Origin of the sequence: Shewanella sp. FDAARGOS_354 (assembly GCF_002209245.2) — a bacterium.
Lineage (GTDB): Bacteria > Pseudomonadota > Gammaproteobacteria > Enterobacterales > Shewanellaceae > Shewanella > Shewanella xiamenensis.
In genome coordinates this window covers 908,244-931,662 of record NZ_CP022089.2, presented here as the reverse complement: position 1 = coordinate 931,662, position 23,419 = coordinate 908,244, and the positions used below count along the sequence as shown (strand labels likewise).

Below are 23,419 nucleotides of genomic sequence, written 5' to 3'. Positions count from 1 at the left end.
GAATAATTTGACCTTACAATCGCTGCAAATAAAAACGCACTCATAGGATTTCAATGAGTGCGTTTTTTTATCGGTAAAAAGAATGCGTAAACGCTAAATCAGGCGCTGAGGGCCTTATCGATCAGGGCTTGTGCGTCCTTAATGATATCGGCAAGATGTTGCTCACTGATAAAGCTCTCACCGTAAATCTTGAATAACGCCTCAGTGCCCGATGGCCGCGCAGCAAACCAACCATTGGCCGTGGTCACTTTAATGCCACCAATTGAAGCATTATTGCCAGGTGCATGGGTCAATACAGCCTCAATGTTCTCACCCGCCAGCGTAGTGGCGTTTAAGGTCTCGGCATTAAGCTTGGCAAATTTGGCTTTGTTCTCAAGGCTAATTGGGCTGTCGATACGCTTGTAGAAGCTTTGACCAAATTGCGCCACTAATTCTTGATGGCGTTGCCCCGGCGTTTTACCTGTGACCGCAAGCATTTCGGCTGCGAGCAGCACTAAAATAAAACCGTCCTTGTCAGTACACCAAGTCGTGCCATCACGGCGCAGGAACGCGGCGCCCGCACTCTCCTCACCGCCAAACGCAATGGTTGCCTCGGCTAACCCATCGACGAACCACTTAAAGCCAACAGGGACTTCAAGCAATTTTTTGCCATGGAAGGCACAGATTTTATCGATAAGCGCGCTCGATACCAATGTCTTACCAATGGCTAAGCTATCGCTCCACTCTGGTCTGTGGGTCAGCAGATAATCAATCGCTACTGCTAAATAGTGGTTGGGGTCCATCAGCCCTGTGCCCGGACACACGATGCCGTGTCTATCGTAGTCAGGATCGTTACCCACACATAAATCGAAGGATTCTTTATGGGCCAGTAAACCTGCCATCGCATAGGGAGAAGAGCAATCCATGCGGATCTTGCCGTCCTTATCCAATGACATAAAGCTGAAGCTTGGATCGACCTTATCGTTAACTAAAGTGATATCAATGCCATAGTGCTTGGCAATCGGCGCCCAATAATGAATCCCCGAGCCGCCTAATGGGTCAACGCCCACTTTCAGCTTAGCCTTAGCGATAGCATGCATATCGACGACATTGTCTAAATCCGTCACATAGGGCGTGATTAAATCAATGGCATGCACATAACCCGAAGCCAATGCATCTGCATAAGCGAGCTTATTAACGCCCTTGAGTGCAGCGCGCAGGTAATCATTAGCGCGGGACTCAATCCACGCAGTGATATTACCTTCAGCAGGGCCACCATGGGGTGGATTGTATTTAATCCCACCATCCTGCGGTGGATTGTGGGATGGCGTAATAATCAAACCATCGCTTAACGCGGCACCACTTAGTGCCGCCTCGCGATTTGCACAAATAATCGCATGTGACACCACAGGCGTTGGCGTAAAACCATCATGTTGCTGGATATGCACAGTCACCTTATTGGCTGCTAACACTTCAATCGCTGACACATAAGCAGCGTATGATAAGGCGTGGGTGTCGATACCTAAGAACAGAGGACCGTCGATATTCACCGATTGGCGATAATCGACAACGGCTTGGGTAATCGCCCAAATATGGTCTTGGTTAAAGCTCCCCTGAAATGCAGTTCCGCGATGGCCTGAGGTCCCGAATGTCACACGCTGCTCGGCAGCATCCACATTGGGTTTGATGCTGTAATAATGGCTCATCAGCTTTGGAATATTCACCAGATCCGTCTGACTCGCGGTTTGTCCTGCCCGTTGATGTATTGCCACCTGATCCTCTCCTACTGGAAAATCGGTTATTAAATGGAAACGCCGCATCATTGCGGCGTCGATAAATCGTTATACGCGTTCGGCAATGCCGTTGGCGATTTGGGCATCACAGCCCAATTGCACCAAGGCCTCGGCTAAAATTGTCCGTTTTTTTGCAGTATTGTTGTTGGTCGTTACCCAAAATCCGGTATTACCGATTTCCTTTGGATTTGCGGTGGCGCTAGCCTTGAGTAACTCCTCACGAGAGCGCGCAAAGTAGAGACGATCGCGCCCTTGGATCTGTAAAATTTGCGAAAACTGGGCTTTGTTAAGTTGATACAAGCTCTCGAGCAAAAATAAGAAGCGGCCCACCGCGCCTTTTTGTTGTTCTAACTTATGTTCATCAACCAATTGATTAAAATCGGTGACAGACTCGAAGCTTTCTACTTGCGGAACGCTCTGTGGCTCAGGCGTTACCACCTCTAAACTCGGTTGGCTGATAGACTGTGGCTGTGACTGTTCAACCGCATCGACGGACAGGCCGAGTAATCGACGGAGAATGTCAGAGGCGCTCTCACCAATACGTTCCGTTTTGCTGGCAATATGACGATAGAGCTCTTCATCCACTTCGATGTATTTCATAACCTTATTATCCTTTGTTATTCGATAGGCTTAACCGAAAAAGTGCACCACAGGCGATCCTCGCAAAGGATCTGTGCGATCGTTGCCCCAGTGTATCTATCTCTATCAATCTGATAAAGCATCATTAATCTAAAAATGCGTGAAATCGCACATCAAATTAGCACAAGCGCGTTAATCGCTGAAAAAGCCAGCAAGTTGAAGGTTCTTAATTTCAAAACCGCCACAAGACTTGTCAAACTTAACGCATTGAAGGCACAATTCGCGCAACGTTAGGTACCATAGCACAGGCTATTCCATGAATTTTGTATCTTCTGGTCAAGGAGAAGCGGTCCTCCTTATCCATGGTCTCTTTGGCAATTTAGATAATCTTAAAGGCTTAGGTCAAGTTATCGAAACCCATCATCAAGTCATCCGCGTTGATGTACCTAATCACGGCTTAAGTGAACATTGGCAACAGATGGATTACCCAAGCTTAGCGAAAGCGATGGTGGATTTACTCGATGATCTCAAGCTTGAGCGCGTGCATATTGTGGGGCATTCCATGGGTGGGAAAATTGCCATGGCAACGGCCCTAGCCTATCCAGAACGCATCAGCAGCATGGTGGCCGCTGATATTGCCCCAGTTGCTTATCAACCACGCCATGATGTGGTATTTGCCGCACTCGAAAGTTTGCCACTTGAAGGCCACACCGATCGCCGTTTTGCCTTGGCCCATTTAACCCATAGCGGCATTGATGAAGCGACAGCCCAATTTCTTCTCAAAAATTTGCAACGGACTGAGACAGGATTTCGTTGGAAAATGAATTTAAGCGGCTTAAAAGCGTGTTATCCCAATATTATTGGTTGGCATAATCTTGTAGAAGAAAAGCGCCAAACTTACCACGGCCCCAGCCTCTTTATCCGCGGAGGAGACTCAAACTATGTCACTGGTGAACATAGAAATGCCATCATGACACAATTCCCATTGGCACAAGCAAAAACCCTTGAAGGGTGTGGCCATTGGTTACATGCGCAAAAACCTACCATTTTTAACCGGATTGTGTCTGAATTTATTGACAAACACACGGTGTAAATGACAACGATTCTCGACCTAAATCATATAGCCGACACCCTGTTGATGTGATATATTCGCGCCTCTTTTAGCCTTAGAACACTCTAGAGGACTAAGAAAGTATGTTATCTCAGTACATGGAACAAATTGAGACCATCGGCTTGAACCTGTTTTTTGCCGCGATATTTTTCTTTATCGGCATGGCCATCCACGATGTGCTAAAACAAGGTAACGTACCGAAATTCGGTCGATTTATTGTTTGGTTAGTGTTATTTCTCGGCTGCGCCGGGTTTATTGCAAAAGGTATTATCCAGATGTCTTGGGAAGGTTCAGGCATCGGTTAAACAATAAGAACATGGCAAAAGAAGCAACAGATAGAACGACCATTGACCTTTTTGCCAATGAAAAGCGACGGGGACGCCCACGTAGCAATCCTTTGTCCCGTAGCCAGCAACTTAAGGTCAATAAGCGCAACCAGATCCAGCGGGATAAAGCCAAAGGATTAAAGCGAATAGAGTTAAAGGTGTCACAAGATTTATATGACGCCTTGAATGAGCGGGCATTGGCCAGTAACATCAGCCGAAGCCAGTTAATCGAATTAATTCTTCAGCAAAAAATAGAATGCTGAGCAATCAATAGCAGCAAGATTAACGTATAAGTGAACTAGACATAAAGGATAGACAATGGCAACTGTAGGTCTTTTTTTCGGTAGCGACACAGGCAACACCGAAGCTGTCGCCAAGATGATCCAGAAGAAACTGGGTAAGAAAATGGTTGAGGTGAAAGATATCGCCAAAAGTACCAAAGAACAGATCGCAGAATACGACCTGCTGCTGTTCGGTATCCCAACCTGGTATTATGGTGAAGCACAGTGTGACTGGGATGACTTTTTTCCTGAGTTAGAACAGATTGATTTTACAGACAAACTGGTTGCTATTTTCGGTTGTGGTGATCAAGAAGACTACGCGGAATATTTCCTCGATGCCATGGGCATGATTGGCGATATCGTTCAAGCCCGTGGTGGTATTATCATTGGACATTGGCCTACTGCAGGTTACAACTTCGAAGCTTCTAAAGGCTTAGTGGATGACGATCACTTCATCGGTTTAGGGATTGACGAAGACCGTCAACCAGAGCTGACCGAAGAGCGTGTTGATGCTTGGGTCAAACAAATCTACGAAGAAATGTGTTTAGCAGAACTCGAAGACTAAGCCTAGTTTCATCGAGTGAGCTCTGTAAAAAAAGTGGCCAATGCCGCTTTTTTTACATTTGTTATCCACGTAAATGAAAGCGATATTTCCAATGGTAACTCCCCAACATCCCCACTGGGATATCTTCTGCACTGTCGTCGATAACTACGGTGATATTGGCGTTACTTGGCGTTTAGCCAAACAGTTAGTCAATGAATATCAGATCCCAATTAAGCTTTGGGTCGATGACTTAAACAGTTTTTCGCATATTTTACCGACCCTTGACCCTAACCTCACTTGCCAGATTTTTCATGGCGTGACTATCCTTCATTGGACTACGCCCTTACCTTTGGTATATGAGCCAGGCGCAGTGTTAATTGAAGCCTTTGCCTGCGAACTACCCGATGTAGTGAAGCAACAACTTGCTGAACTGCATATTAAAACACCAAAATCTGTGCCTTTATGGCTTAATTTAGAGTATTTAAGTGCAGAAGATTGGGTCGATGGCTGCCATGGTTTACCCTCGATGCAGGCCAGCGGCATTAGAAAGTATTTCTTTTTCCCGGGCTTTACACCTAAGACGGGTGGACTGATTTGTGAGCGAGAGCTATTTGCAGAGCGCGATGCATGGCAACAAGATAGCGCCAATAAGCTGCAATTATTTGAGCGTCTTGGTCTTAAGGATATTAAAGCGCAAGATACTGTCTATAGCGTCTTTAGTTATGAAACCGAGTCGCTCCCAGCCTTATGTGAACTCTGGCAAGCCACGGCCAAACGCGATGCAAAAATTCACGCCCTTATCCCAAAAGGCCGCAGCTTAAACAGTTTGCAGCACATATTGCCCTGCCCTATAGAGGAATTAATACCTGGGCAGCAAATTAAACTGGGGGATTTAACCCTGCATATCTTGCCGATGACCGATCAACAGGGATTTGACCGCCTACTATGGAGCTGCGACGTTAATATTGTCCGCGGTGAAGATAGCTTCTTACGGGCCCAATGGGCGGCAAAACCTTTTATTTGGCATATTTATCCGCAAGAAGATGATTATCATCTAATAAAATTAGAAGCTTTTATTCGACTTTACTGCGATAATCTGCCCCCTGATATTGCTGACACTTGGTCTAAATTGAACGTTGCATTTAACCAAGGAGAGCAATCCGCCGTGAAAACTCACTGGCAAAACCTAAATCCAGTCTGTTTGCCACTCTTACAACATGCTAAAGAATGGCCAATTGACGCAATAAATGCTGCAGATCTTGCAACTCGGCTAGTCCAATTTGTGAAAAAAAGCTAAGATGCTGCGCTGATATAGAAAATCGACATATAGGAAATTGTGTAATGAAAACTGCTCATGAAATCCGTCCTGGTAACGTGATCATGTTTGAAGGCAGCCCATGGGTTGTACAGAAAACAGAAACAACTCGTTCTGGCCGTAACGCTGCCATCGTTAAGTTAAAGCTGAAAAACTTACTGCTTAACTCTGGTACTGAAACCACTTTTAAAGGTGAAGATAAGTTAGACGATATTATCCTAGATCGTCTGGATTGTACTTATTCTTACTTTGCTGATCCTATGTATGTATTCATGGATGCAGAATACAACCAATACGACGTAGAAGCTGAAAACTTAGGTGATGCAGCAGCTTACATCGTTGACGGTATGGAAGAAACTTGCCAAGTGACTTTCTACGAAGGCAAAGCAATTTCTGTTGAAATGCCAACCACTATCGTACGTGAAGTGATCTACACTGAGCCATCAGCTCGTGGCGATACTTCAGGTAAAGTAATGAAGCCAGCGACAATCACTGGTGGCGGCACTATCAGCGTGGCTGACTTTGTGAAAGTTGGCGACAAGATTGAAATCGATACCCGTACTGGCGAATTTAAAAAGCGCGTATAACCGCCTTTTTTCGTCAGAGAAAGCCAGTGTCCGCACTGGCTTTTTTATTCTTTGGTAAACGCAATAATTTCCTCAGCAATATTGCTTAAAGCAACCTGCCGACTGACTGCGCCGAGCTTCACAGCCTCTTTTGGCATACCATAAACCACACAACTGGCTTCATCCTGTGCCAATGTTGTGGCTCCAGCATGATGCATATCTAGCAAACCCCGAGCCCCATCGTCCCCCATACCAGTCATAATTATGCCTAGGGCATTTTTACCCGCAGCATTAGCGACTGAACGAAACAACACATCAACCGAGGGGCGATGCCGACTGACCAACGGTCCGTCCTTAAGCTGAACACGATATTGAGCACCACTACGTTGTAGCAGCATGTGCTTGCCGCCGTTAGCAATGAGCACAAGACCCGGCATCACTCTATCGTTATCTTCGGCTTCTTTCACTTCCATTTCACATAAACTATTTAACCTACTAGCAAAGGCCGCCGTAAAATGCTCTGGCATATGTTGGACAACAACAATACCGGCACTTGTACGTGGCAATGCCGTTAACACGCACTCAAGTGCGTGGGTTCCACCCGTTGAAGTTCCGAGTGCAACAACCCGATCCGTGGTTTGGTGTAGCGCATGGTTTGTTGATGTTAACACTACATCGGCGTTATGTTTTGCGGCGACAGGCATTTTTGTGGGGGTATTAACACGCAATTTTGATACTGATGCTTTAGCTGCAGCACGCACGGACTGGAGTAAACGGGCTTGTGATTCCTCCAAAAATCCCTTCAATCCTAATTTAGGTTTAGTAATGATATCAACCGCTCCCGCGGCAAGTGCAGCAATAGTCACTGAAGCACCTTGCTCAGTGAGTGTTGAGCAAATCACGACAGGGGTTGGCCTTTCAGCCATCACTTTTTTTAAGAAAGTAATGCCATCCATTCTTGGCATTTCAATATCAAGAATAATGACATCGGGCCATTGCTGTTCAAATAATTTAAGCGCAAACAACGGATCCCGAGCACAGCCTAATAAAGTAATATCAGGCTGGTTAGCTAACATGCTGCTGAGCACTTGTCTGACAACTGCTGAGTCATCGACTATGGCGACATTAATCACAAGGCCCCCTTAAGTCTTGTTAATCCGACCAAATCACCACCGAGTTATTAGAGGTACGCATATCTTCACTCGCTTTATTAAAATATCGGTATTCTTCATCCTGAAGTGACGCAATTTCTTCATATTTATTCTCGATTAAACTGCGATACACCGAATAATCCGACGGATCGAAATAAATTATTCGACCAGAATGGCCTCCAAGATCTTCACTAATAACAGGGATTCGTTCACGTTGTAGAAACTGTCTAACAAAATCAATATTCATCCCGCCAATATCATAGTGATTAAGGATATTGTCAGCACACAAAGATAAAACATTCGCGCCTCCAAATATTTTACTCTGCAAATATTGCCGCTGTGCTCCTAACTTTAGCATGGCATTGATTAAGATCTCCATGGCATGAACACCATAGTAACCTGCGCGAGAATCAAGAAAATGTGTAAGCTTGCGCCGATCAGCAGCCAATAAAAAGTGATTCATTCCAATGACCTGAGCCTTGGGATCAAATAAACATACTGCCACACATGAGCCCAATAATGTCTTTATGACTTCGTTTTTCGCCGTCACATAATGCTCACCAGGGCCAATCATAATTACTGTTCTTTGATTTAAGGCTGTCTTTTCCACATCAAATCCTTTGATAGATAGAAGGTTTAATCTGCTTTAACCCATGTTTTACGTGCATCAAGGATTCGGTATGTGAAATAAACAAATAACCACCGACTTTCAACTGCTTTATTACATGGTTTATGACCCTTTGCTTAGACTCAGCATCAAAATAAATCATTACATTACGAATAAAGATTAAGTCGCACATTCCGACACTTTCACAGGATTGAGTCAGATTCATCGCAAAAAAGCTAACTTTACTCTTTAAGCTTTGGTCAATTAAAAATGTACCGTTTTGCTTACCTACCCCCTTTAAGCAATACTTCTGTAATCTCTCAAAGCCGATGGCGTCATTACGTTCAAGGGGATAATGTGCCATTTCAGCCTTCGCTAGCACCCGCTGGCTAATATCAGACCCCTGCACTTGCCAGTGACCATCAATCCCTAAATGATCCGCCAACAGCATGGCCAAGCTATAAGCCTCCTCTCCAGATGAACAAGCTGCTGACCATACCTGCCAGCTTTTTTTTTGTGGATGTGTTTTTATTAGGTGTTTAACAAATTCAAAATGCTCTATTTCACGAAAAAAGAATGTTTCATTGGTCGTCAAAGCATCTATAAAATGATGATATTCAATATGTTCAGAGTGTTTTTTGACGAACTCAAAGTAATCTCCATAGTTTTCATAACCAGTTTCTTTTAGGCGTCGACATAATCGACTAGCCACCAATGATTTTTTAATGTCGCTCAAGAATATACCGGCCTCCTCATACAAAAATTGCCGGATATGTTCAAATTCCCTTTGCGTTAAGGCGGTATGTTCAAGCGGCAACGGTGAGGACTTCATAGTGCTTCATCAGTGGCATCAGCTGCATGAAAATTGAGTTGGCTAATTGCACTAATGTCGGCCACCGATAGCACATAATTGATATCAAGTAATATCATAAAATGTTCGCCAACTCGCCCCATTGCGCGAATAAAGTCAACTCTGAGATCGGCACCAAAATCCGGTGGCGGCTGTGTATGTTCATCATCAATTTCAAGGATTTCATTCACTTCATCCACTAACATCCCAATGGTTTGCTGCTCATCCTCGTGACTAACTTCTACCAATACAATACAACTTTTTTTTGAGATGACCGTTGTCAGACGCCCTAGCCTTTTTGACAAATCAATAACAGGAACGACCTTACCTCGTAAATTAATAATACCGCACAAAAATTCTGGCATCATAGGCACCCGCGTAATGCCTTCAATTTCAATGATCTCTTTTACATCTAAAATACCAATTGCAAAGGTATCATTCCCTGACTGAAAGGTAAGATATTGGGTAATATCTCCCACTGAATTGGCCTTCATCTCATTCACTAATTGATTCATGATAGGCCCCTATCAGAATCGTTCGAAATCGGTACGTTCAACATGTTGCTTAGCTTTGGCTGTCTTACGCCCAGAAGCCGCCATTACTGTTGATTTACCTTGATGAGATCTTTCACTACTGATGGCAAGTTTAAAAAACTCTACTGCGTCAAGTAGTTGATTAGCCTGACCGTTTAACTCCTCTGATGTCGCGGCTAACTCTTCTGACGCAGATGCATTCTGCTGTGTGGCTTTATCAAGCTGTAACATAGAGTCATTAATCTGGCTGATCCCAATGGCTTGTTCCTCAGAGGAGGAACTAATTTCCTGAACCAAATCAGATGTTTTTTGAATATTAGGCACAATATTAGCGATCAAGCGGCCAGCATTTTCAGCAATACCAACACTTTCACTGGCTAGTTTATTAATTTCTTGTGCAGTTAAGCTGCTGTTTTCAGCTAATTTTCTAACCTCGGAGGCGACAACGGTAAAGCCTTTACCATGTTCACCAGCACGGGCCGCCTCAATGGCCGCATTGAGACTTAATAGATTAGTTTTATATGCAATGTCTTCTATTAGGCTAATTTTCGCCGCAATCTGTTTCATTGCGGCAACGGTTTGTTCTACTGCTATTCCACCTTGTCGTGCTTCTTCAGCGGCTACCGTTGCCATATTATTGGTAACCCTAGCATTTTCGGAGTTCTGCTGGACAGATGCATTTAACTCTTCAACGGCACTGGTCGTCTCTTCGACACTAGCAGCCTGCTCTGTTGCTCCTTGGCTTAGACTTTGTGCGGTACTACTGACCTGTGAAGAAGCACTAGACAAATTATCTGCACCACTTCGAACCTGAGCAATCACAGAAGTAAGGCTATCAATCATATCAATCATCGCCTTATAAACCCCCGTCGCATTTTCACGCTGTTTTAGCTCTACCGTTAAGTCTCCGTTAGCGATTGCGCGCGCAATCGTTTCCATATCACGAGGTTCTCCGCCCAACGGTTTTTTAATTAACTTCACTAAAAACCATGCCAAGAAAATGCCGATCAAAGTAGCGGCGATAGATACACTAATAACAGTGCTAAGGGTCTGCTCATTCTGTGCTTTAACAATAGGACCAAGGGCATCTTGCCTTTTTTGGATGGTTAATTTGATATCTTCAGTTTGGCGCGCAACATCAGCACCGATACGGTCGAGTTGATTTTGCACAATATCGTTTCTTTCGCTAATAGTGCTATAAACTGACTTTAACGAAGACGCATAATTGTCAATGCTGCTGGTAAATTGTAATAATTTTGATTGTGCATCTAGATCTATTGCCACAGTTTTTAAGGCAGAAAGACGCTCTCCCTTAGCTAAATCAATAGCCATCAGCGCCTGCTGTAAATCGGCATCTAAATTTGTTTCAAGGAATTTAGATGCTGCTAAACGAGCAGTCAATATCGATTCGAGCACAGAACCTGCTCGATAAGCAACATCAATCTGACCTTTATTATAGGATTGATGCATAGTGTCAGAAATCAGTTTTACAACTTCAGTTCCTTTAGGAACCAACACGTTGGTAACTTCATCATTGCGAGATTTAATCAATTTTACTACAGATTCAAAGTAATTATTGTAATCAACAATATCTTTGCGAATATCTGAAAGTTGTTGACTCAATTCAGGCTCGCTAATCTCCGTCATGGCTTTTTGAATGATGTCATTAAGAATAACATTACGTTCATTGAATACTTTATAAGCTGACTCGTTCTTCTGAAAGATATAGTCATAAGCCTGCATTTGAATTGTAAGCATATTAGCTTGGATGCGACCAGCCATATTAGAGTCGCGCGCCAACGAGCGGTAATCATTAAAACCGTTAATGGCTTTCGTTAGTCCAAAATAGGCGGCTAATGAAATCACGATCAATAGTAATAACACCAATGCATAACCACCAGAAATCTGCATGCTGAGCGTCAGTTTTTTAAACATAGTCAATATTCCTTTTCAACATAGGCTATTCATCAATCAGTGCTACATGATGATATTTTTTGGCGCTAATGCTTGCTTCAGTAATTAAACCCTGTACGTCAAGGATCAAGGCAATATCTCCCGTTCCTAAAATAGTGGCACCGCTTAATCCCTTGAGATGTTGAAACATTTTCCCTAAGGGCTTAATCACTGTTTGCTGTTCACCAAATAATTTATCGACAACTATCCCTGCTTTAGTTCGACCAAAACGAACAACAACAAGGCTTTCACGGGTATGGTTTTGATTTAAATTGGGTATATTAAAAAAACTTTTAAGTCGAATAAAAGGCATCAGTTCTCCACGCAAACTGATGTAATTCTTCTGTTGCTCATGCCATTCGCCCCGATTGAGCTCGACACATTCTTCTACCATATTCAGCGGTATCACATAGTTTTCGTTGGCAGCACCGACCATAAAACCATCAATAATGGCAAGAGTTAATGGTAATGTGATCGTCACTTTTGTACCTTTACCCAGCTCGCTATCGAGTTCAACTGAGCCGCGTAACGCTTCAATATTGCGTTTAACAACGTCCATACCAACACCTCTTCCTGACAGATTACTTGCTTTATCTTTAGTACTGAGGCCTGGTTCAAAGGCTAATTTCAAAATTTCAGAATGGCTAAGCATCTGGTTTACATCAATTAACCCCAATGCTTCAGCCTTTCTTCTAATGCGTTCAGGGTCAAGTCCAGCACCATCGTCAGTGACTTCAATAACGATATGTCCAGAATCATGGTAGGCATTTAACATCAGATGTCCCTCAGCGGATTTACCTGCCTTGAGACGAGCCTCTGGAAGTTCAATACCGTGATCTAGGGCATTGCGAACGAGGTGGGTTAAAGGGTCATTAATCTTTTCAACAACGATTTTATCGAGTTCAGACTCTCCCCCTTGAATGGTTAACTCAATTTGTTTACCTAGTTCATTGCTGACATCGCGTACTACTCGCCGGAAACGTGAAAAGGTTTCGCCTATCTGCACCATACGCAGTTGTAAGGCATTTTCTCTAATTTCTTGGACCAGATGTTCTACCGATCCTACTAGGTCATTAGCATCGAGAAATTGGTAACGGTCGACCATCACCTTCATCGCGGCACTTGCCGTCACCAGCTCACCAACCAAATTAATTAACTGGCCAAGACGATTAGAATCGACGCGAATAGTTTGCGCCTGCTCTCGAGCTTGAATTTGTTTTTTAAGGGCTTGCTCAACCACAGGTTTATCGACAAGTAAGTTTGCAATTAGCACTTCGCCCAGTTTTTTAGTCGTGCAGTCTTCACTCTTACCAGACTGTAAATCGAGTGATTTAGAGAGTTCTCTTTCAGTGATGGCGCCGATCGATAGCAGAATTTCACCTAGCCGCTGATTTTCAGACGGATTAAGCTGTTCAATCAGCGCTTGAAATGATTCGGAGATTTTTTGTGAAGGTAGAATCTGTATATCGCAATCATCTTGGGCAAATTCAAATACCGACTCAATTTGTTCTTTTGTACAATCTCCAGCAAAAATAATACGATAGCGTAAAAAGCAACTTTCGAAGTCACATTCTTCGAATGGCGGCAACTTGTGGCTTAAACATATAACTTCAAGCACTTGACCTAATTGATGCAAATAACGAATAAAGCTTAATGGATCTAATCCATTACGTAGTGCATCGGCTTTAAAATCCAGTGATATAAGCCAATGGCCCGTATCAAGATAATGTCCTTCTATCCGTTCTGGGGTAATCGCCTCTGCGGCGAGAGTCTGAGGGTAACAAGGTTCAAGGTTTTCATGTTGCGCTAATTCGGCCAAAATTGACTGACTTTGAATGCAGAGTGTATTCAACTCTGCCTCATCCTCCTCTACCGCAGCATTGACCAACGCCCATGTATGATCTTTACACTTAAGGAGTAGTGCTATAAGCGTACTATCTATTTTCAATTCATTTTTGCGCAGCCTATCAATTGACGTTTCAATGGGATGAGTAAAATCAACGATGGCACGATAATTAAAAATACCCGCTGCACCTTTTATCGTGTGCATTGCTCTAAAAAGTTGATTTATTAATTCTGTACTTTCTGCGTCGACCTCTAATGACAATAATGCATCTTCCATTTCTGTCAGTAGTTCTTCCGCTTCGGTCATAAATAACTTTTGTACGTCATTGGCGGTCATAGGCGAGTCTCCGAGGATATCACTATGGTATCGTCAAATGTGCCAGACAAACCCGAAAGTGCGAGAGCATCTATTACCGCTTTGCTGTGGTGACAAAATTCTACTCGATGTGCCTCATTCAATACTTTAAGCGCCAGAAGCCACTGAAGCCCTGCGGTATCGATCTCTGTCACTTGAGAAAGATCAACACTGATGTCTACACCCGGTTGCAAATGACCGACTAGTGCATCACGAAATTCCATAACACTATAGATAGTTAACTCTTCGGTTAAGTTAACCTTAATAGATTGATCTTTTAGCGCGATATTGATTGGCATACACAAATCCTTTTACGGTAAACAAAGTTTAGCTACCGCATCAAGCATTTGGGGTGGTTGAAAAGGCTTGACTACCCATGCCTTAGCTCCCGCCATGCGCCCTTCTTCCATTTTATCCCGACCCGCCTCGGTGGTGAGCATAATGACTGGAGTGAATTTATAACGCGGATGTTTTTTAACTTCTTTTAAAAAGCTAATGCCATCCATATTTGGCATATTAACGTCACTGATAATAAGATTAATTTTATCGCCATTGAGTTTACTCAGTGCATCTCTACCATCACAGGCATCAATGACCTCATAACCTGCGCCCCTAAGCGCAATACTGACGACATGTCGGATAGAGGCAGAGTCATCAACTACGAGTATTCTTTTCATCTCAGTGGCCATCCTTGTTTTATAAACGTGAACTAAAAGAAGTTAATAGAACTTTTCTCTGCATGTTGATAATGGCTATCTTTTTTTGAACTATGGTGAATATGCTGTTCGGTCGCCACATACCTTTGCTTCATCATGGCAAGCAAGGAATCCACATCACCTTCAGGAATAGGTAAACCGGCTTCCCTCGCTTGCTGTTGAACACGGATTAGCTCTGTAAGTTCATCAATACTGGCAACAAGCTGTCTTAACATTTGGTCGCAGCGATCTTGAAATTGAAAATCCACTAATATTTGCTCAATTTCTCTTTTAACTTGCCGACCAAGCTCTAATGCTTGAATACCCTCATCTTTCATTTGCAAAGTACGATTTTCGAGGTGGTCAATTACACGGATGAGAATGGACTCACCACCTTCTAGCGCTTGGCTTTCCTGTAAAGTAGCTGCATCGGTCAGCTGGTATAGCTCCGCCATACGTTGATTTAATTCAGTGATCTGCTGAGTGATCCGTTCACCTGTCTGCCCTGATTGAGCTGACAAGGTTCTGACTTCATCAGCCACTACGGCAAAGCCGCGACCCGATTCTCCGGCTCTAGCGGCTTCAATTGCCGCATTTAAGGCTAATAAATTGGTTTGTTGGGCAATTTTTCTAACTTCAGCTGCGAGTCCATCAAGTGCTTTGGTATCGTTAACTAATGCGGTTAACTGTTCTAAATGGTGCAGTTTGGCACTATTCATCTGGTTTAAGTCATTAAATAATGCTTTTAGCAGTGCTTTGTCGTCTTCTATAGCTGGGGAGTGGAGTTGATCTGCGATCCCCGTTGAATTACTAGTGACTTTTTCGATTTCGCTGATAATTGAACTAAATCGCTCCGTCATATTGGCTACGCTTTGGTTCATTTGTTGGTCGACAGAGACGATATGTCCCTGCCAAACGGGTACTAAGCGGGAAATAATCGCCTCAAGTTTGGCGACTTGTTGGTCAACATGATGCCGTTTCTCTTTTTCATAGGCGAGTTGGCGAGATTGATAAAGATGAGTCGATTTGTGAATTTGTGCCCGAAGCACCCAAGCAAATCCAAAGTATGAGAGTAAACATAAGCCTGCAAGCCACCAATGGGAGAGCCAAACGAGCCCGCAGAAGACTATAGCTCCAACAATAAAGGTCAAGGTGGTGGTAGAAAAAAGATTGCGCTCCATGCTTGTCATTTTTACTGTCTCTTTTATTTCTATTATGTTGTTACGGAAGAAACTTTTCCCTACAAATAAACGTAGTCGCTTTTTTCGTATTACGCCAAAACTCTGAGTACTTCTTGAACAAGATCACACAAAAGGCTGATTTAATTAAATAAGCCTCTAATTATCTCAATAAATTTAACATTGGGGATGAAATGACGTTCGGATTAAGAACATCGTAAGTAGTTGATGGCTATCGGTCTGCTAAGTGGTATTATTTTTTAAACAGTTTTTAAGCTCAAACAAACCACAGCATTGAGACTATAAAATTTTCTATGAATGCGCCATTTTTCAAAAACACAGTTCAACTCTCTAAAATTCATTGATTTTATAGCCGAATGCTAGATAAAGATCTTAAGGAAAATGAGTCATGGGCTTAAATTTTCCTGCATAAATAACCCTTTCTTGCAAGTAAGCCGTTTATAGGTACCGTAGAATGGTTGTTCCATTATCCTAGCAACCTATTTTTGAGTCTTAAGGAGAAATGTATGAAATTAACTCAATTGCGTCATCTTGCGGTAGTACCACTGGCCTTTACGTTGCTTTCTTTTAATGCCAGTGCTGTCAGTCCGCCTCATCCAACAGGACTTAATGCCCCAATGATTAATGTTTCTCGTATGAACACCAATAATTATGCTCCAGGGGAAGCCGTTAAAATGTTCCCAGCCCCCAAGAAAGGCATGGTTCAACATATTTTGACATTACCTAAGCTTGAGAATGAAGCAGACTACATGGTCGAGATCCAAATAGGCCAAACTCAACTTGTTGATTGCAATAAACATGGACTCAATGGCCAGCTTAAAGAGCTCACCGTTGAAGGTTGGGGTTATAACTACTATCAGGTCGATGAAATATCAGAAGGCCCAAGCACTATGATGGCCTGTTTTGAATTAGCCAAAAAAGAAGCATTTCTAAGGATCCCAAGTGAATTAACACTGCGTTATGACAGTCGTCTACCAAAGGTGTTTTATCTACCCGAGGGTGCAGAACTGCGCTTTAGAACGTGGAAGGCTGATTCAGCGTATCAATATTCAAAGTAATCATGTAAAAAAATCAAAAAGAAGGGATATCTATTGCAGATATCCCTTTTCATTTTGAGTCTTAACATTGAGTCGTGCTAATTGACGTTTTCTAACACAACCCAGACAGCTTTACCTAAGGTTGCGAGCATCACAGCGCAAAATATGGCGATGACCGCAGTATAGGAAAGCCAACGAAGATAGCGTTGACCTTTATCCATGGTATTGTGTTATGTCAATTAACCGATCTGTGTGAGCCCGCCCATGTATGGACGCAGCGCCTCAGGAATAGTCACGCTACCATCAGCATTTTGATAGTTTTCCAAAATTGCAACTAAGGTACGACCTACCGCAAGACCAGAGCCATTTAAGGTATGTAATAATGCGGGTTTGTTATCAGCCTTAACACGGTAACGCGCTTGCATACGGCGCGCTTGGAAATCCTTCATATTTGAGCATGAAGAGATCTCACGGTAAGTGTTTTGCCCAGGTAACCACACTTCAATATCGTAGGTCTTGCTTGAGCCAAAGCCCATATCACCGGTACAAAGCACCACAGTACGATATGGTAAGCCTAAGCGTTGTAAAACCGTTTCCGCATGGCCAGTCAACACTTCGAGTGCAGCCATTGAATCTTCTGGCTTAACTAGCTGTACTAATTCCACTTTATCAAACTGATGTTGACGAATTAAGCCACGGGTATCTTTACCGTAAGACCCTGCTTCACTACGGAAACACGCGGTATGTGCGGTTAATTTAATGGGTAACTCATCTTCATCAACGATGGTATCACGCACTAAGTTGGTTAATGGCACTTCTGCGGTTGGAATAAGGCTTAAGCCTTGGCCTTCTTCGGTCGCAGGTTTTGTGTGGAATAAATCCTCACCAAACTTAGGTAATTGGCCTGTACCCAATAAGCTTGCTTCGTTAACCAGTAATGGCACGTAGGCTTCGGTATAACCATGCTCAGTGGTGTGTAGATCTAGCATGAACTGCCCTAATGCACGATTTAAACGAGCAATTTGGCCTTTCATCACGATAAAGCGTGAGCCAGTGATTTTCACTGCGCTCTTAAAATCTAAACCGTTTAGGCCTTCACCTAAATCGATATGATCTTTAACAGGGAAATCGAAGCTGCGTGGCGTGCCCCAACGACGGATTTCGACGTTTTCAGTCTCGTCAGCACCGATAGGCGCAGACTCGTCTGGCAGGTTTGGCATCGACATAGCAATCGCGTTCACTTCTTCAAGTACCGCGGCCAGCTCGACTTTCTTCGCATCTAATTGCGCACCTAAATCGCCTACCTGCGCCATGATGGCATCCACATCTTCGCCGCGGGATTTAGCTTGTCCGATGGACTTGGAAATAGCATTACGCGAGGCTTGCAGCTCTTCCGTTGCCACTTGCAGTGACTTACGTTTTTCTTCTAATTGGGTGAGATGAGCGACATCTAAAATAAAACCACGGGTAGCTAATCGCTCAGCGGTCACTGCTAATTCGTTGCGCAAAAATTTAGGATCTAACATGTGATATATTCTTAATAGTTAAATGCGAGAAAAAACCAGTTGTTGACCTAAGTAAACCATAAACAAACATAGACTTAGGTTCAACACCACATTCAAAGCCGCCTTCAACCAATCTCCTTCTTGCATCAGCAATAAAGTTTCGTTTGAGAAGGTTGAAAACGTTGTCAAAGCACCTAACAGGCCAACACCAATTAGTGCTTTGAGTTCTGGGCTGATATGACTCAATTGTCCCAGTGCGTAAATGACGCCCATTAAAAATGAACCAAGGACATTGACCAACAGTGTACCAAAAGGAAAACTGCTGCCAAATACTTGGATCATGAATATTGAAATAAGATAGCGAAAAACCGCACCAATGGAACCACCTAAGGCAACAAGTATGAGATTATTCATACCTTTTTCTCCCACTGGCTTGATCTAATTGCGCTAATTGCGCCAATTTGTCCTTAATCCGCTTCTCAAATCCGCGTTCAGTCGGGAAATAAAATTGCGATGCTTGTAAGGATTCGGGGAAATAATTCTCACCGCTGGCATAGGCATTGGGTTCATCGTGGGCATAACGATACTCGGCGCCAAAACCCATTTCCGCCATGAGTTTTGTGGGTGCATTACGTAAATGATAAGGCACGGCCTCTTGGCTGGTTTCGCGTGCCAGCGCCCTCGCCGCTTTAAAGGCGGTGTAAACGGCATTACTCTTAGGCGCACTGGCTAAATACACAATCGCTTGGGCAATCGCCCGCTCACCTTCGGCAGGCCCAACGCGGTGGAAACAATCCCAGGCATTGAGCGCAATGGTCATGGCAGCAGGATCTGCGTTGCCCACATCTTCTGAGGCTATGGCTAATAAGCGTCTGGCGACATACAGCGGATCGCCGCCGCCTTCTAAAATGCGGCAAAACCAATAGAGCGCGGCATCCGGCGCAGAGCCGCGAATCGATTTATGTACCGCAGAAATCAAATCGTAAAACTGATCACCATTTTTATCGAACCCTGCCACTTGATGGCCTGCGACTTGAACCAGCATTTCAGTGGTAAAACTGCCACCATCGGCCACCATATCGCTCATCAACTCAAGCAGGTTCAGCGCCTTACGCGCATCGCCATCACATAACTGCGCCAGCTTACTGAGCACATCCGTTGGCATAATTAACTGACGCTGCCCTAAACCACGCTCGGCATCCGTTAAGGCTTGGGTGATGATATGCACTATCTCGTCTTGGCTTAAACGCTTAATTAGATAAACACGCGCCCGCGACAGTAAGGCATTATTGATTTCAAATGAAGGGTTTTCCGTGGTCGCCCCAATAAAAATCACAGTGCCATCTTCAATAAAGGGCAAAAAGGCGTCCTGTTGACTCTTATTAAAGCGATGCACTTCGTCGACAAACAGCAAGGTGCGTTGGCCACGGGATTGAGCAATCGCTTGCGCTTGCTCAATGGCGGCGCGAATATCTTTTACACCCGACGTGACCGCCGAAATACGTTCGACATGGGCATTGGAGTAATGGGCGATAAGTTCGGCAAGGGTCGTTTTACCAGTACCAGGCGGTCCCCATAACATCATCGAATGGGCACGGCCCGCTTCTAATGCTTGGCGTAGTGGTTGACCTTCACCCAACAAATGGGCTTGACCTATGTACTCAGCTATCGTCCTTGGGCGCATACGCGCGGCCAAAGGACGAAAATCGGGCGCAAAATTAAACGATAAACTACTCACTCGCTAACCTATTGGGGTTTAACACGTTGGTCATCAACATCAACGTTATCAGGCAACACAAACTTAAACAGCGCTTTATCCGCAGAACTAATAGTGTGTTGGTTGCTTAAGTCAAACTGGCTCAGATTGCCTTTATCATCGAGTACATTAAATTTATTCAGTGTGCCTTTGTTAAAACACACATTAACCGCAGAAATACCAGCGTCCATCGACTTAGGTTTGATTTCATAACAGTCTTGCTTCTTGGTCACGCTATATTGCGACCAAGTGGCATCATCGCGGTGAACTAATAAAGCGATAGGCGATGCATTAATAGCTTCAGCAAAATCCATAATCACAACTTCCTCGGCAAAGGGGTTGTAGATCCATAAGTCTTTACCGTCGGCGACAATTTTAGACTCATCGGGCGCCGTTAAATGCCAATAAAACTGATTAGGGTGAGCAAGTGCAAATACGCCAGCACCGCTTTGGATAACTTTTTTATTCACATCAGTAACGGTTTGCTTAAAATCCGCCTTAAGGGACTCCGTGCCGTTTAAGGTTTCGCGTAATTGCTTAGCATCATCGGCCAACACTGCATTGCTGTATAACAATGGTGATAACAACACAGCACACAACAGTTTTTTCATAGGTATCCTTTGGACTAAAAGTTCAACTCGCCGCATTATGGCAAGTTCAAACTGATATCTAGCTTAACATTAATAGTGTTTTGGGGCCGGAGGTGCTAACACTTCGCGGTTACCGTTATGGCCCTGCGCCGAAACCACACCCTGCATTTCCATTTGTTCGATAATACGTGCTGCACGGTTATAACCAATCTTAAATTTACGCTGCACGCTCGAAATCGAACCTCGGCGAGTTTCGGTCACGAAGGCAACGGCTTCATCATAAAGCGGATCGTATTCTTCATCGGATTCGGCGGTTTCACCCGGCAATAGCACTTGTTCACCCTCACTGACGCCATTGAGGATCTCATCAATGTATTGTGGCTTACCACGGGCGCACCAATCGGCTACCACACGGTGAACTTCATGGTCATCGATAAAGGCACCATGGACACGATTTGGCACTGCGGTTCCGGGCGGTAAGTACAACATGTCACCCATACCGAGTAAGGTTTCGGCACCTTGCTGATCTAAAATGGTACGGGAGTCGATACGGGAAGACACTTGGAACGCCATTCGCGTCGGAATGTTAGCCTTGATTAAGCCGGTGATCACATCCACCGACGGACGCTGGGTCGCGAGGATTAAATGGATACCCGCAGCACGGGCTTTTTGGGCGATACGGGCGATCAGTTCTTCCACTTTCTTACCGACAATCATCATCATGTCGGCAAATTCATCGACAACCACCACAATCGAAGGCAGTTTATCTAAGGCTGGTGCCTCTGGCTCCATGCTGTCAGACGATTTCCACATAGGATCATAAATCACTTCACCATTGGCTTTAGCTTCAGCGATTTTCGCGTTATATCCCTTGATGTTACGAACGCCCATCATAGACATTAATTTATAACGGCGCTCCATCTCACCCACACACCAACGCAGCGCATTGGCCGCTTCTTTCATGTCGGTAACGACTTCACAGAGTAAATGCGGGATACCTTCATAAACCGAGAGCTCAAGCATTTTCGGGTCAATCATGATAAAGCGAACATCTTCAGGACCAGACTTATACAGCAAGCTGGTGATCATCACGTTCACCCCGACTGATTTACCCGAGCCTGTCGTACCAGCAACCAATAAGTGCGGCATTTTACCTAAGTCAACCACCACAGGCTCACCGGAGATATCTTGGCCAAGCACCATAGTTAAATTCGATTTGCTCTGAGTAAAGGCTTCACAGTCGAGTACATCACGCATATACACGGTTTCGCGAAACTTGTTTGGCAGTTCTAGGCCAACGTAAGATTTCCCTGGGATCACCTCAACGACTCGCACACGCTCTGCCAGCAGTGAACGGGCTAAGTCATTTGCAAGGTTTGAAATCTTAGAGGCTTTAATACCTGGCGCAAGTTCAAGCTCAAAACGAGTGATCACCGGACCTGGATAGACCCCCACAACAGTGGCAACAATATTAAAGTCGGCAAGCTTAGCTTCAACCAAACGTGCCACATGTTCTAACTCTTCGGGACTAATCGGGTTCTTTTTACGATCAGGCACATCGAGCAAACTGATGCTCGGCAGCGGATCCATAGGCTTAGTCGGCACAGGTTTATCTTCTTGGCCGGGTAATACGACAATGCCATCGACAATCTTAGCCTTAGGGGCCTGCTTTTGACGCTGCGCTTGAGTTACTGCACCCGTAGATGCTTTGGTATCAAAATCGATCACATCGTCATCATTGAACGTTAAGATGTCATCGTCTTCATCAATGATAGCTTCGCGATGCAATACTGGTTCATCCTCATCGTCGTCGAAAACCTGAGCATTGAAACCGTTATCGGTTTCATCTTCTTCCAAATCAGCATCTTGCGCTTTAGCTACCCAAGGTGGCGCTTCAAAATGACCGTATTCAGCGACCGCGCTAACAGGATCAAGTTGCGGCTCAACGCGTTGCTGGCCTTTAGGTTCAGCTTTTGCTTTATTGTTGTTTAAACTTAAAATTTTAACCAAAGAAGATAACTTACCTTTACCACTACTGGCTTCAGTGATGAATTCTTCACGGGGCTCTTCTGGTAACGCCCGTGTATGGATCACGCGGCTTTGTGTTATATCTGGTTGACGTATTTTTGCTTTATCAAGCACATGTTGCGAATCACGACGCTCGCGGAATTTATCCACAACAGACATAAAACCGCGAGTATCTTCCGTTTCTCGCTCACGCTTTAACGACTGAGGTAAACGTTTGAGTTGTTTGTAGCACCAGATTGAGACAAAGCCGACCTTTTCAACCACGGTCAGCCAACTGATCCCTGTTAATAGCGTAAAACCCGAGCCTAAACAGCACAATAGCAATAAGGTTGTGCCTAACTTATTAAAATATGGCAGCATCGCTTGACCAATGACATCACCAGCTACACCGCCTGCGGAAAACTCATAGATATTATTGGCGTTCATGCTGGCTAATGCCGAAAAACCAAGAATAAGTAGCAGAAAACCAATGATCCGCAATGCGACCGAAAAGTAGTCGATTTCCAATAAATCATGGGCGCGCTTAAAAAGCAGCCAACCAGTAGAGGCGACAATAATTGGCATGATATAGGCTGTCACGCCAAAAAAATACAGCAGGATATCGGCGATCCAAGCACCAACAGCCCCTGTCCAGTTATTGATATCACCTTGAAAATGAGACTGACTCCAACCCGGATCTGAGGGACTGAAACTGGCTAAAGCGAGCAAAATATAAGTGGCTACAACACAGCAAATGATAAGTCCGCCTTCGAGCAGACGCTGCAAGCCTGAGAGCGTGCGTACACTATTTCCTTGAGACAAACGACTTAATCCATAAAATT

General features: G+C 44.2%; 24 protein-coding genes. 7 read left to right on the top strand and 17 right to left on the bottom strand.

What is annotated here, in order from left to right:
- Positions 1-98 precede the first annotated feature (98 nt).
- Both pgm and seqA read right to left on the bottom strand, forming a co-directional pair.
- Entirely contained in the window at positions 99-1,751 is a 1,653-nt protein-coding gene (gene pgm / locus CEQ32_RS04295) for a phosphoglucomutase (alpha-D-glucose-1,6-bisphosphate-dependent) (protein ID WP_088585559.1), read from the bottom strand.
- Positions 1,752-1,820: 69 nt separating this feature from the next.
- Positions 1,821-2,372: a replication initiation negative regulator SeqA gene (seqA, locus tag CEQ32_RS04290; RefSeq protein WP_047535036.1), complete on the bottom strand. Its 552-nt coding sequence runs from the start codon at positions 2,370-2,372 to the stop codon at positions 1,821-1,823.
- 295 nt (positions 2,373-2,667) lie between these two features.
- Between seqA and CEQ32_RS04285 the strand changes: the two genes are divergently transcribed.
- The 6 genes from CEQ32_RS04285 (at position 2,668) to efp (ending at position 6,515) form a co-directional block, all read left to right on the top strand.
- Complete coding sequence (locus CEQ32_RS04285; RefSeq protein WP_088585558.1) at positions 2,668-3,444, top strand: alpha/beta fold hydrolase; 777 nt, start codon at positions 2,668-2,670, stop codon at positions 3,442-3,444.
- Between the two features lie 101 nt (positions 3,445-3,545).
- On the top strand, positions 3,546-3,767 hold the full coding sequence (locus tag CEQ32_RS04280) for a DUF2788 domain-containing protein (RefSeq protein ID WP_007648263.1): 222 nt from the start codon (positions 3,546-3,548) through the stop codon (positions 3,765-3,767).
- An 11-nt stretch (positions 3,768-3,778) separates the two neighbouring features.
- A complete protein-coding gene (ybfE, locus tag CEQ32_RS04275; RefSeq protein ID WP_011072323.1) occupies positions 3,779-4,051 on the top strand; it encodes a LexA regulated protein in 273 nt (90 codons plus the stop codon).
- A gap of 55 nt (positions 4,052-4,106) precedes the next feature.
- Positions 4,107-4,634 carry a flavodoxin FldA gene (gene fldA / locus CEQ32_RS04270; RefSeq protein ID WP_023265275.1) on the top strand — a complete coding sequence of 176 codons (528 nt, stop codon included), beginning with the start codon at positions 4,107-4,109 and terminating at the stop codon, positions 4,632-4,634.
- 73 nt (positions 4,635-4,707) lie between these two features.
- Positions 4,708-5,910 carry an elongation factor P maturation arginine rhamnosyltransferase EarP gene (earP, locus tag CEQ32_RS04265; protein WP_413776991.1) on the top strand — a complete coding sequence of 401 codons (1,203 nt, stop codon included), beginning with the start codon at positions 4,708-4,710 and terminating at the stop codon, positions 5,908-5,910.
- A 44-nt stretch (positions 5,911-5,954) separates the two neighbouring features.
- The gene (efp, locus tag CEQ32_RS04260; RefSeq protein ID WP_037418480.1) at positions 5,955-6,515 is read left to right on the top strand and encodes an elongation factor P; all 561 of its coding nucleotides are present in this window, start codon (positions 5,955-5,957) and stop codon (positions 6,513-6,515) included.
- Between the two features lie 44 nt (positions 6,516-6,559).
- On the opposite strand, the gene CEQ32_RS04255 is transcribed toward efp, so the two are convergent.
- Genes CEQ32_RS04255 through CEQ32_RS23250 form a run of 9 tightly spaced genes read right to left on the bottom strand, consistent with a single transcriptional unit; the run spans position 6,560 to position 15,673 of the window.
- Positions 6,560-7,627: a protein-glutamate methylesterase/protein-glutamine glutaminase gene (locus tag CEQ32_RS04255; RefSeq protein WP_088585556.1), complete on the bottom strand. Its 1,068-nt coding sequence runs from the start codon at positions 7,625-7,627 to the stop codon at positions 6,560-6,562.
- A 19-nt stretch (positions 7,628-7,646) separates the two neighbouring features.
- Positions 7,647-8,255 (bottom strand): chemotaxis protein CheD, encoded by a 609-nt coding sequence (locus tag CEQ32_RS04250; protein WP_037418473.1) that lies wholly within the window; start codon positions 8,253-8,255, stop codon positions 7,647-7,649.
- A gap of 1 nt (position 8,256) precedes the next feature.
- Positions 8,257-9,084: a CheR family methyltransferase gene (locus tag CEQ32_RS04245; protein ID WP_080612388.1), complete on the bottom strand. Its 828-nt coding sequence runs from the start codon at positions 9,082-9,084 to the stop codon at positions 8,257-8,259.
- Positions 9,081-9,617, bottom strand: a complete 537-nt coding sequence (locus tag CEQ32_RS04240) for a chemotaxis protein CheW (protein WP_037429777.1) — start codon at positions 9,615-9,617, stop codon at positions 9,081-9,083. The genes CEQ32_RS04245 and CEQ32_RS04240 overlap by 4 nt, the downstream gene beginning before the upstream one ends.
- Before the next feature lie 12 nt (positions 9,618-9,629).
- The gene (locus CEQ32_RS04235) at positions 9,630-11,570 is read right to left on the bottom strand and encodes a methyl-accepting chemotaxis protein (RefSeq protein WP_088585555.1); all 1,941 of its coding nucleotides are present in this window, start codon (positions 11,568-11,570) and stop codon (positions 9,630-9,632) included.
- 25 nt (positions 11,571-11,595) lie between these two features.
- Positions 11,596-13,770 (bottom strand): chemotaxis protein CheA, encoded by a 2,175-nt coding sequence (locus CEQ32_RS04230; RefSeq protein WP_088585554.1) that lies wholly within the window; start codon positions 13,768-13,770, stop codon positions 11,596-11,598.
- Positions 13,767-14,087 (bottom strand): lipid asymmetry maintenance protein MlaB, encoded by a 321-nt coding sequence (locus CEQ32_RS04225; protein ID WP_052183980.1) that lies wholly within the window; start codon positions 14,085-14,087, stop codon positions 13,767-13,769. Before CEQ32_RS04225 ends, CEQ32_RS04230 begins: the two co-directional genes overlap by 4 nt.
- 12 nt (positions 14,088-14,099) lie before the next feature.
- Complete coding sequence (locus CEQ32_RS04220) at positions 14,100-14,465, bottom strand: response regulator (RefSeq protein ID WP_047535698.1); 366 nt, start codon at positions 14,463-14,465, stop codon at positions 14,100-14,102.
- Between the two features lie 32 nt (positions 14,466-14,497).
- Entirely contained in the window at positions 14,498-15,673 is a 1,176-nt protein-coding gene (locus tag CEQ32_RS23250) for a methyl-accepting chemotaxis protein (RefSeq protein ID WP_088585553.1), read from the bottom strand.
- 515 nt (positions 15,674-16,188) lie between these two features.
- Here CEQ32_RS23250 and eco point away from each other — a divergent pair.
- Positions 16,189-16,740, top strand: a complete 552-nt coding sequence (gene eco, locus CEQ32_RS04210; RefSeq protein ID WP_047535695.1) for a serine protease inhibitor ecotin — start codon at positions 16,189-16,191, stop codon at positions 16,738-16,740.
- A gap of 77 nt (positions 16,741-16,817) precedes the next feature.
- Here eco and CEQ32_RS23175 read toward each other — a convergent pair whose 3' ends face one another.
- The 6 genes from CEQ32_RS23175 to CEQ32_RS04180 form a co-directional block, all read right to left on the bottom strand.
- Positions 16,818-16,940 (bottom strand): hypothetical protein, encoded by a 123-nt coding sequence (locus tag CEQ32_RS23175; RefSeq protein WP_037418447.1) that lies wholly within the window; start codon positions 16,938-16,940, stop codon positions 16,818-16,820.
- 18 nt (positions 16,941-16,958) lie between these two features.
- Complete coding sequence (gene serS, locus CEQ32_RS04200) at positions 16,959-18,245, bottom strand: serine--tRNA ligase (protein WP_037418445.1); 1,287 nt, start codon at positions 18,243-18,245, stop codon at positions 16,959-16,961.
- Between the two features lie 18 nt (positions 18,246-18,263).
- Positions 18,264-18,638, bottom strand: a complete 375-nt coding sequence (gene crcB / locus CEQ32_RS04195; protein ID WP_037418443.1) for a fluoride efflux transporter CrcB — start codon at positions 18,636-18,638, stop codon at positions 18,264-18,266.
- Positions 18,631-19,962, bottom strand: coding sequence for a replication-associated recombination protein A (locus tag CEQ32_RS04190; RefSeq protein ID WP_088585552.1), 1,332 nt, complete (start codon positions 19,960-19,962; stop codon positions 18,631-18,633). The genes crcB and CEQ32_RS04190 overlap by 8 nt, the downstream gene beginning before the upstream one ends.
- Positions 19,963-19,970: 8 nt before the next feature.
- Positions 19,971-20,591 (bottom strand): outer membrane lipoprotein chaperone LolA, encoded by a 621-nt coding sequence (gene lolA, locus CEQ32_RS04185; protein ID WP_088585551.1) that lies wholly within the window; start codon positions 20,589-20,591, stop codon positions 19,971-19,973.
- Positions 20,592-20,660: 69 nt separating this feature from the next.
- Positions 20,661-23,399 carry a DNA translocase FtsK gene (locus tag CEQ32_RS04180; protein WP_088585550.1) on the bottom strand — a complete coding sequence of 913 codons (2,739 nt, stop codon included), beginning with the start codon at positions 23,397-23,399 and terminating at the stop codon, positions 20,661-20,663.
- Between the last annotated feature and the right edge of the window lie 20 nt (positions 23,400-23,419).

Coding starts and splice junctions, on each gene's coding strand:
- CEQ32_RS04220 (WP_047535698.1), bottom strand. CDS start 14,465: ATGAAAAGAATACTCGTAGTTGATGACTCTGCCTCTATCCGACATGTC.
- CEQ32_RS04235 (WP_088585555.1), bottom strand. CDS start 11,570: ATGTTTAAAAAACTGACGCTCAGCATGCAGATTTCTGGTGGTTATGCA.
- CEQ32_RS04225 (WP_052183980.1), bottom strand. CDS start 14,087: ATGCCAATCAATATCGCGCTAAAAGATCAATCTATTAAGGTTAACTTA.
- lolA (WP_088585551.1), bottom strand. CDS start 20,591: ATGAAAAAACTGTTGTGTGCTGTGTTGTTATCACCATTGTTATACAGC.
- eco (WP_047535695.1), top strand. CDS start 16,189: ATGAAATTAACTCAATTGCGTCATCTTGCGGTAGTACCACTGGCCTTT.
- fldA (WP_023265275.1), top strand. CDS start 4,107: ATGGCAACTGTAGGTCTTTTTTTCGGTAGCGACACAGGCAACACCGAA.
- CEQ32_RS23250 (WP_088585553.1), bottom strand. CDS start 15,673: ATGACAAGCATGGAGCGCAATCTTTTTTCTACCACCACCTTGACCTTT.
- crcB (WP_037418443.1), bottom strand. CDS start 18,638: ATGAATAATCTCATACTTGTTGCCTTAGGTGGTTCCATTGGTGCGGTT.
- CEQ32_RS04245 (WP_080612388.1), bottom strand. CDS start 9,084: ATGAAGTCCTCACCGTTGCCGCTTGAACATACCGCCTTAACGCAAAGG.
- ybfE (WP_011072323.1), top strand. CDS start 3,779: ATGGCAAAAGAAGCAACAGATAGAACGACCATTGACCTTTTTGCCAAT.
- CEQ32_RS04230 (WP_088585554.1), bottom strand. CDS start 13,770: ATGACCGCCAATGACGTACAAAAGTTATTTATGACCGAAGCGGAAGAA.
- CEQ32_RS04280 (WP_007648263.1), top strand. CDS start 3,546: ATGTTATCTCAGTACATGGAACAAATTGAGACCATCGGCTTGAACCTG.
- seqA (WP_047535036.1), bottom strand. CDS start 2,372: ATGAAATACATCGAAGTGGATGAAGAGCTCTATCGTCATATTGCCAGC.
- earP (WP_413776991.1), top strand. CDS start 4,708: ATGAAAGCGATATTTCCAATGGTAACTCCCCAACATCCCCACTGGGAT.
- CEQ32_RS04240 (WP_037429777.1), bottom strand. CDS start 9,617: ATGAATCAATTAGTGAATGAGATGAAGGCCAATTCAGTGGGAGATATT.
- efp (WP_037418480.1), top strand. CDS start 5,955: ATGAAAACTGCTCATGAAATCCGTCCTGGTAACGTGATCATGTTTGAA.
- CEQ32_RS23175 (WP_037418447.1), bottom strand. CDS start 16,940: ATGGATAAAGGTCAACGCTATCTTCGTTGGCTTTCCTATACTGCGGTC.
- CEQ32_RS04285 (WP_088585558.1), top strand. CDS start 2,668: ATGAATTTTGTATCTTCTGGTCAAGGAGAAGCGGTCCTCCTTATCCAT.
- serS (WP_037418445.1), bottom strand. CDS start 18,245: ATGTTAGATCCTAAATTTTTGCGCAACGAATTAGCAGTGACCGCTGAG.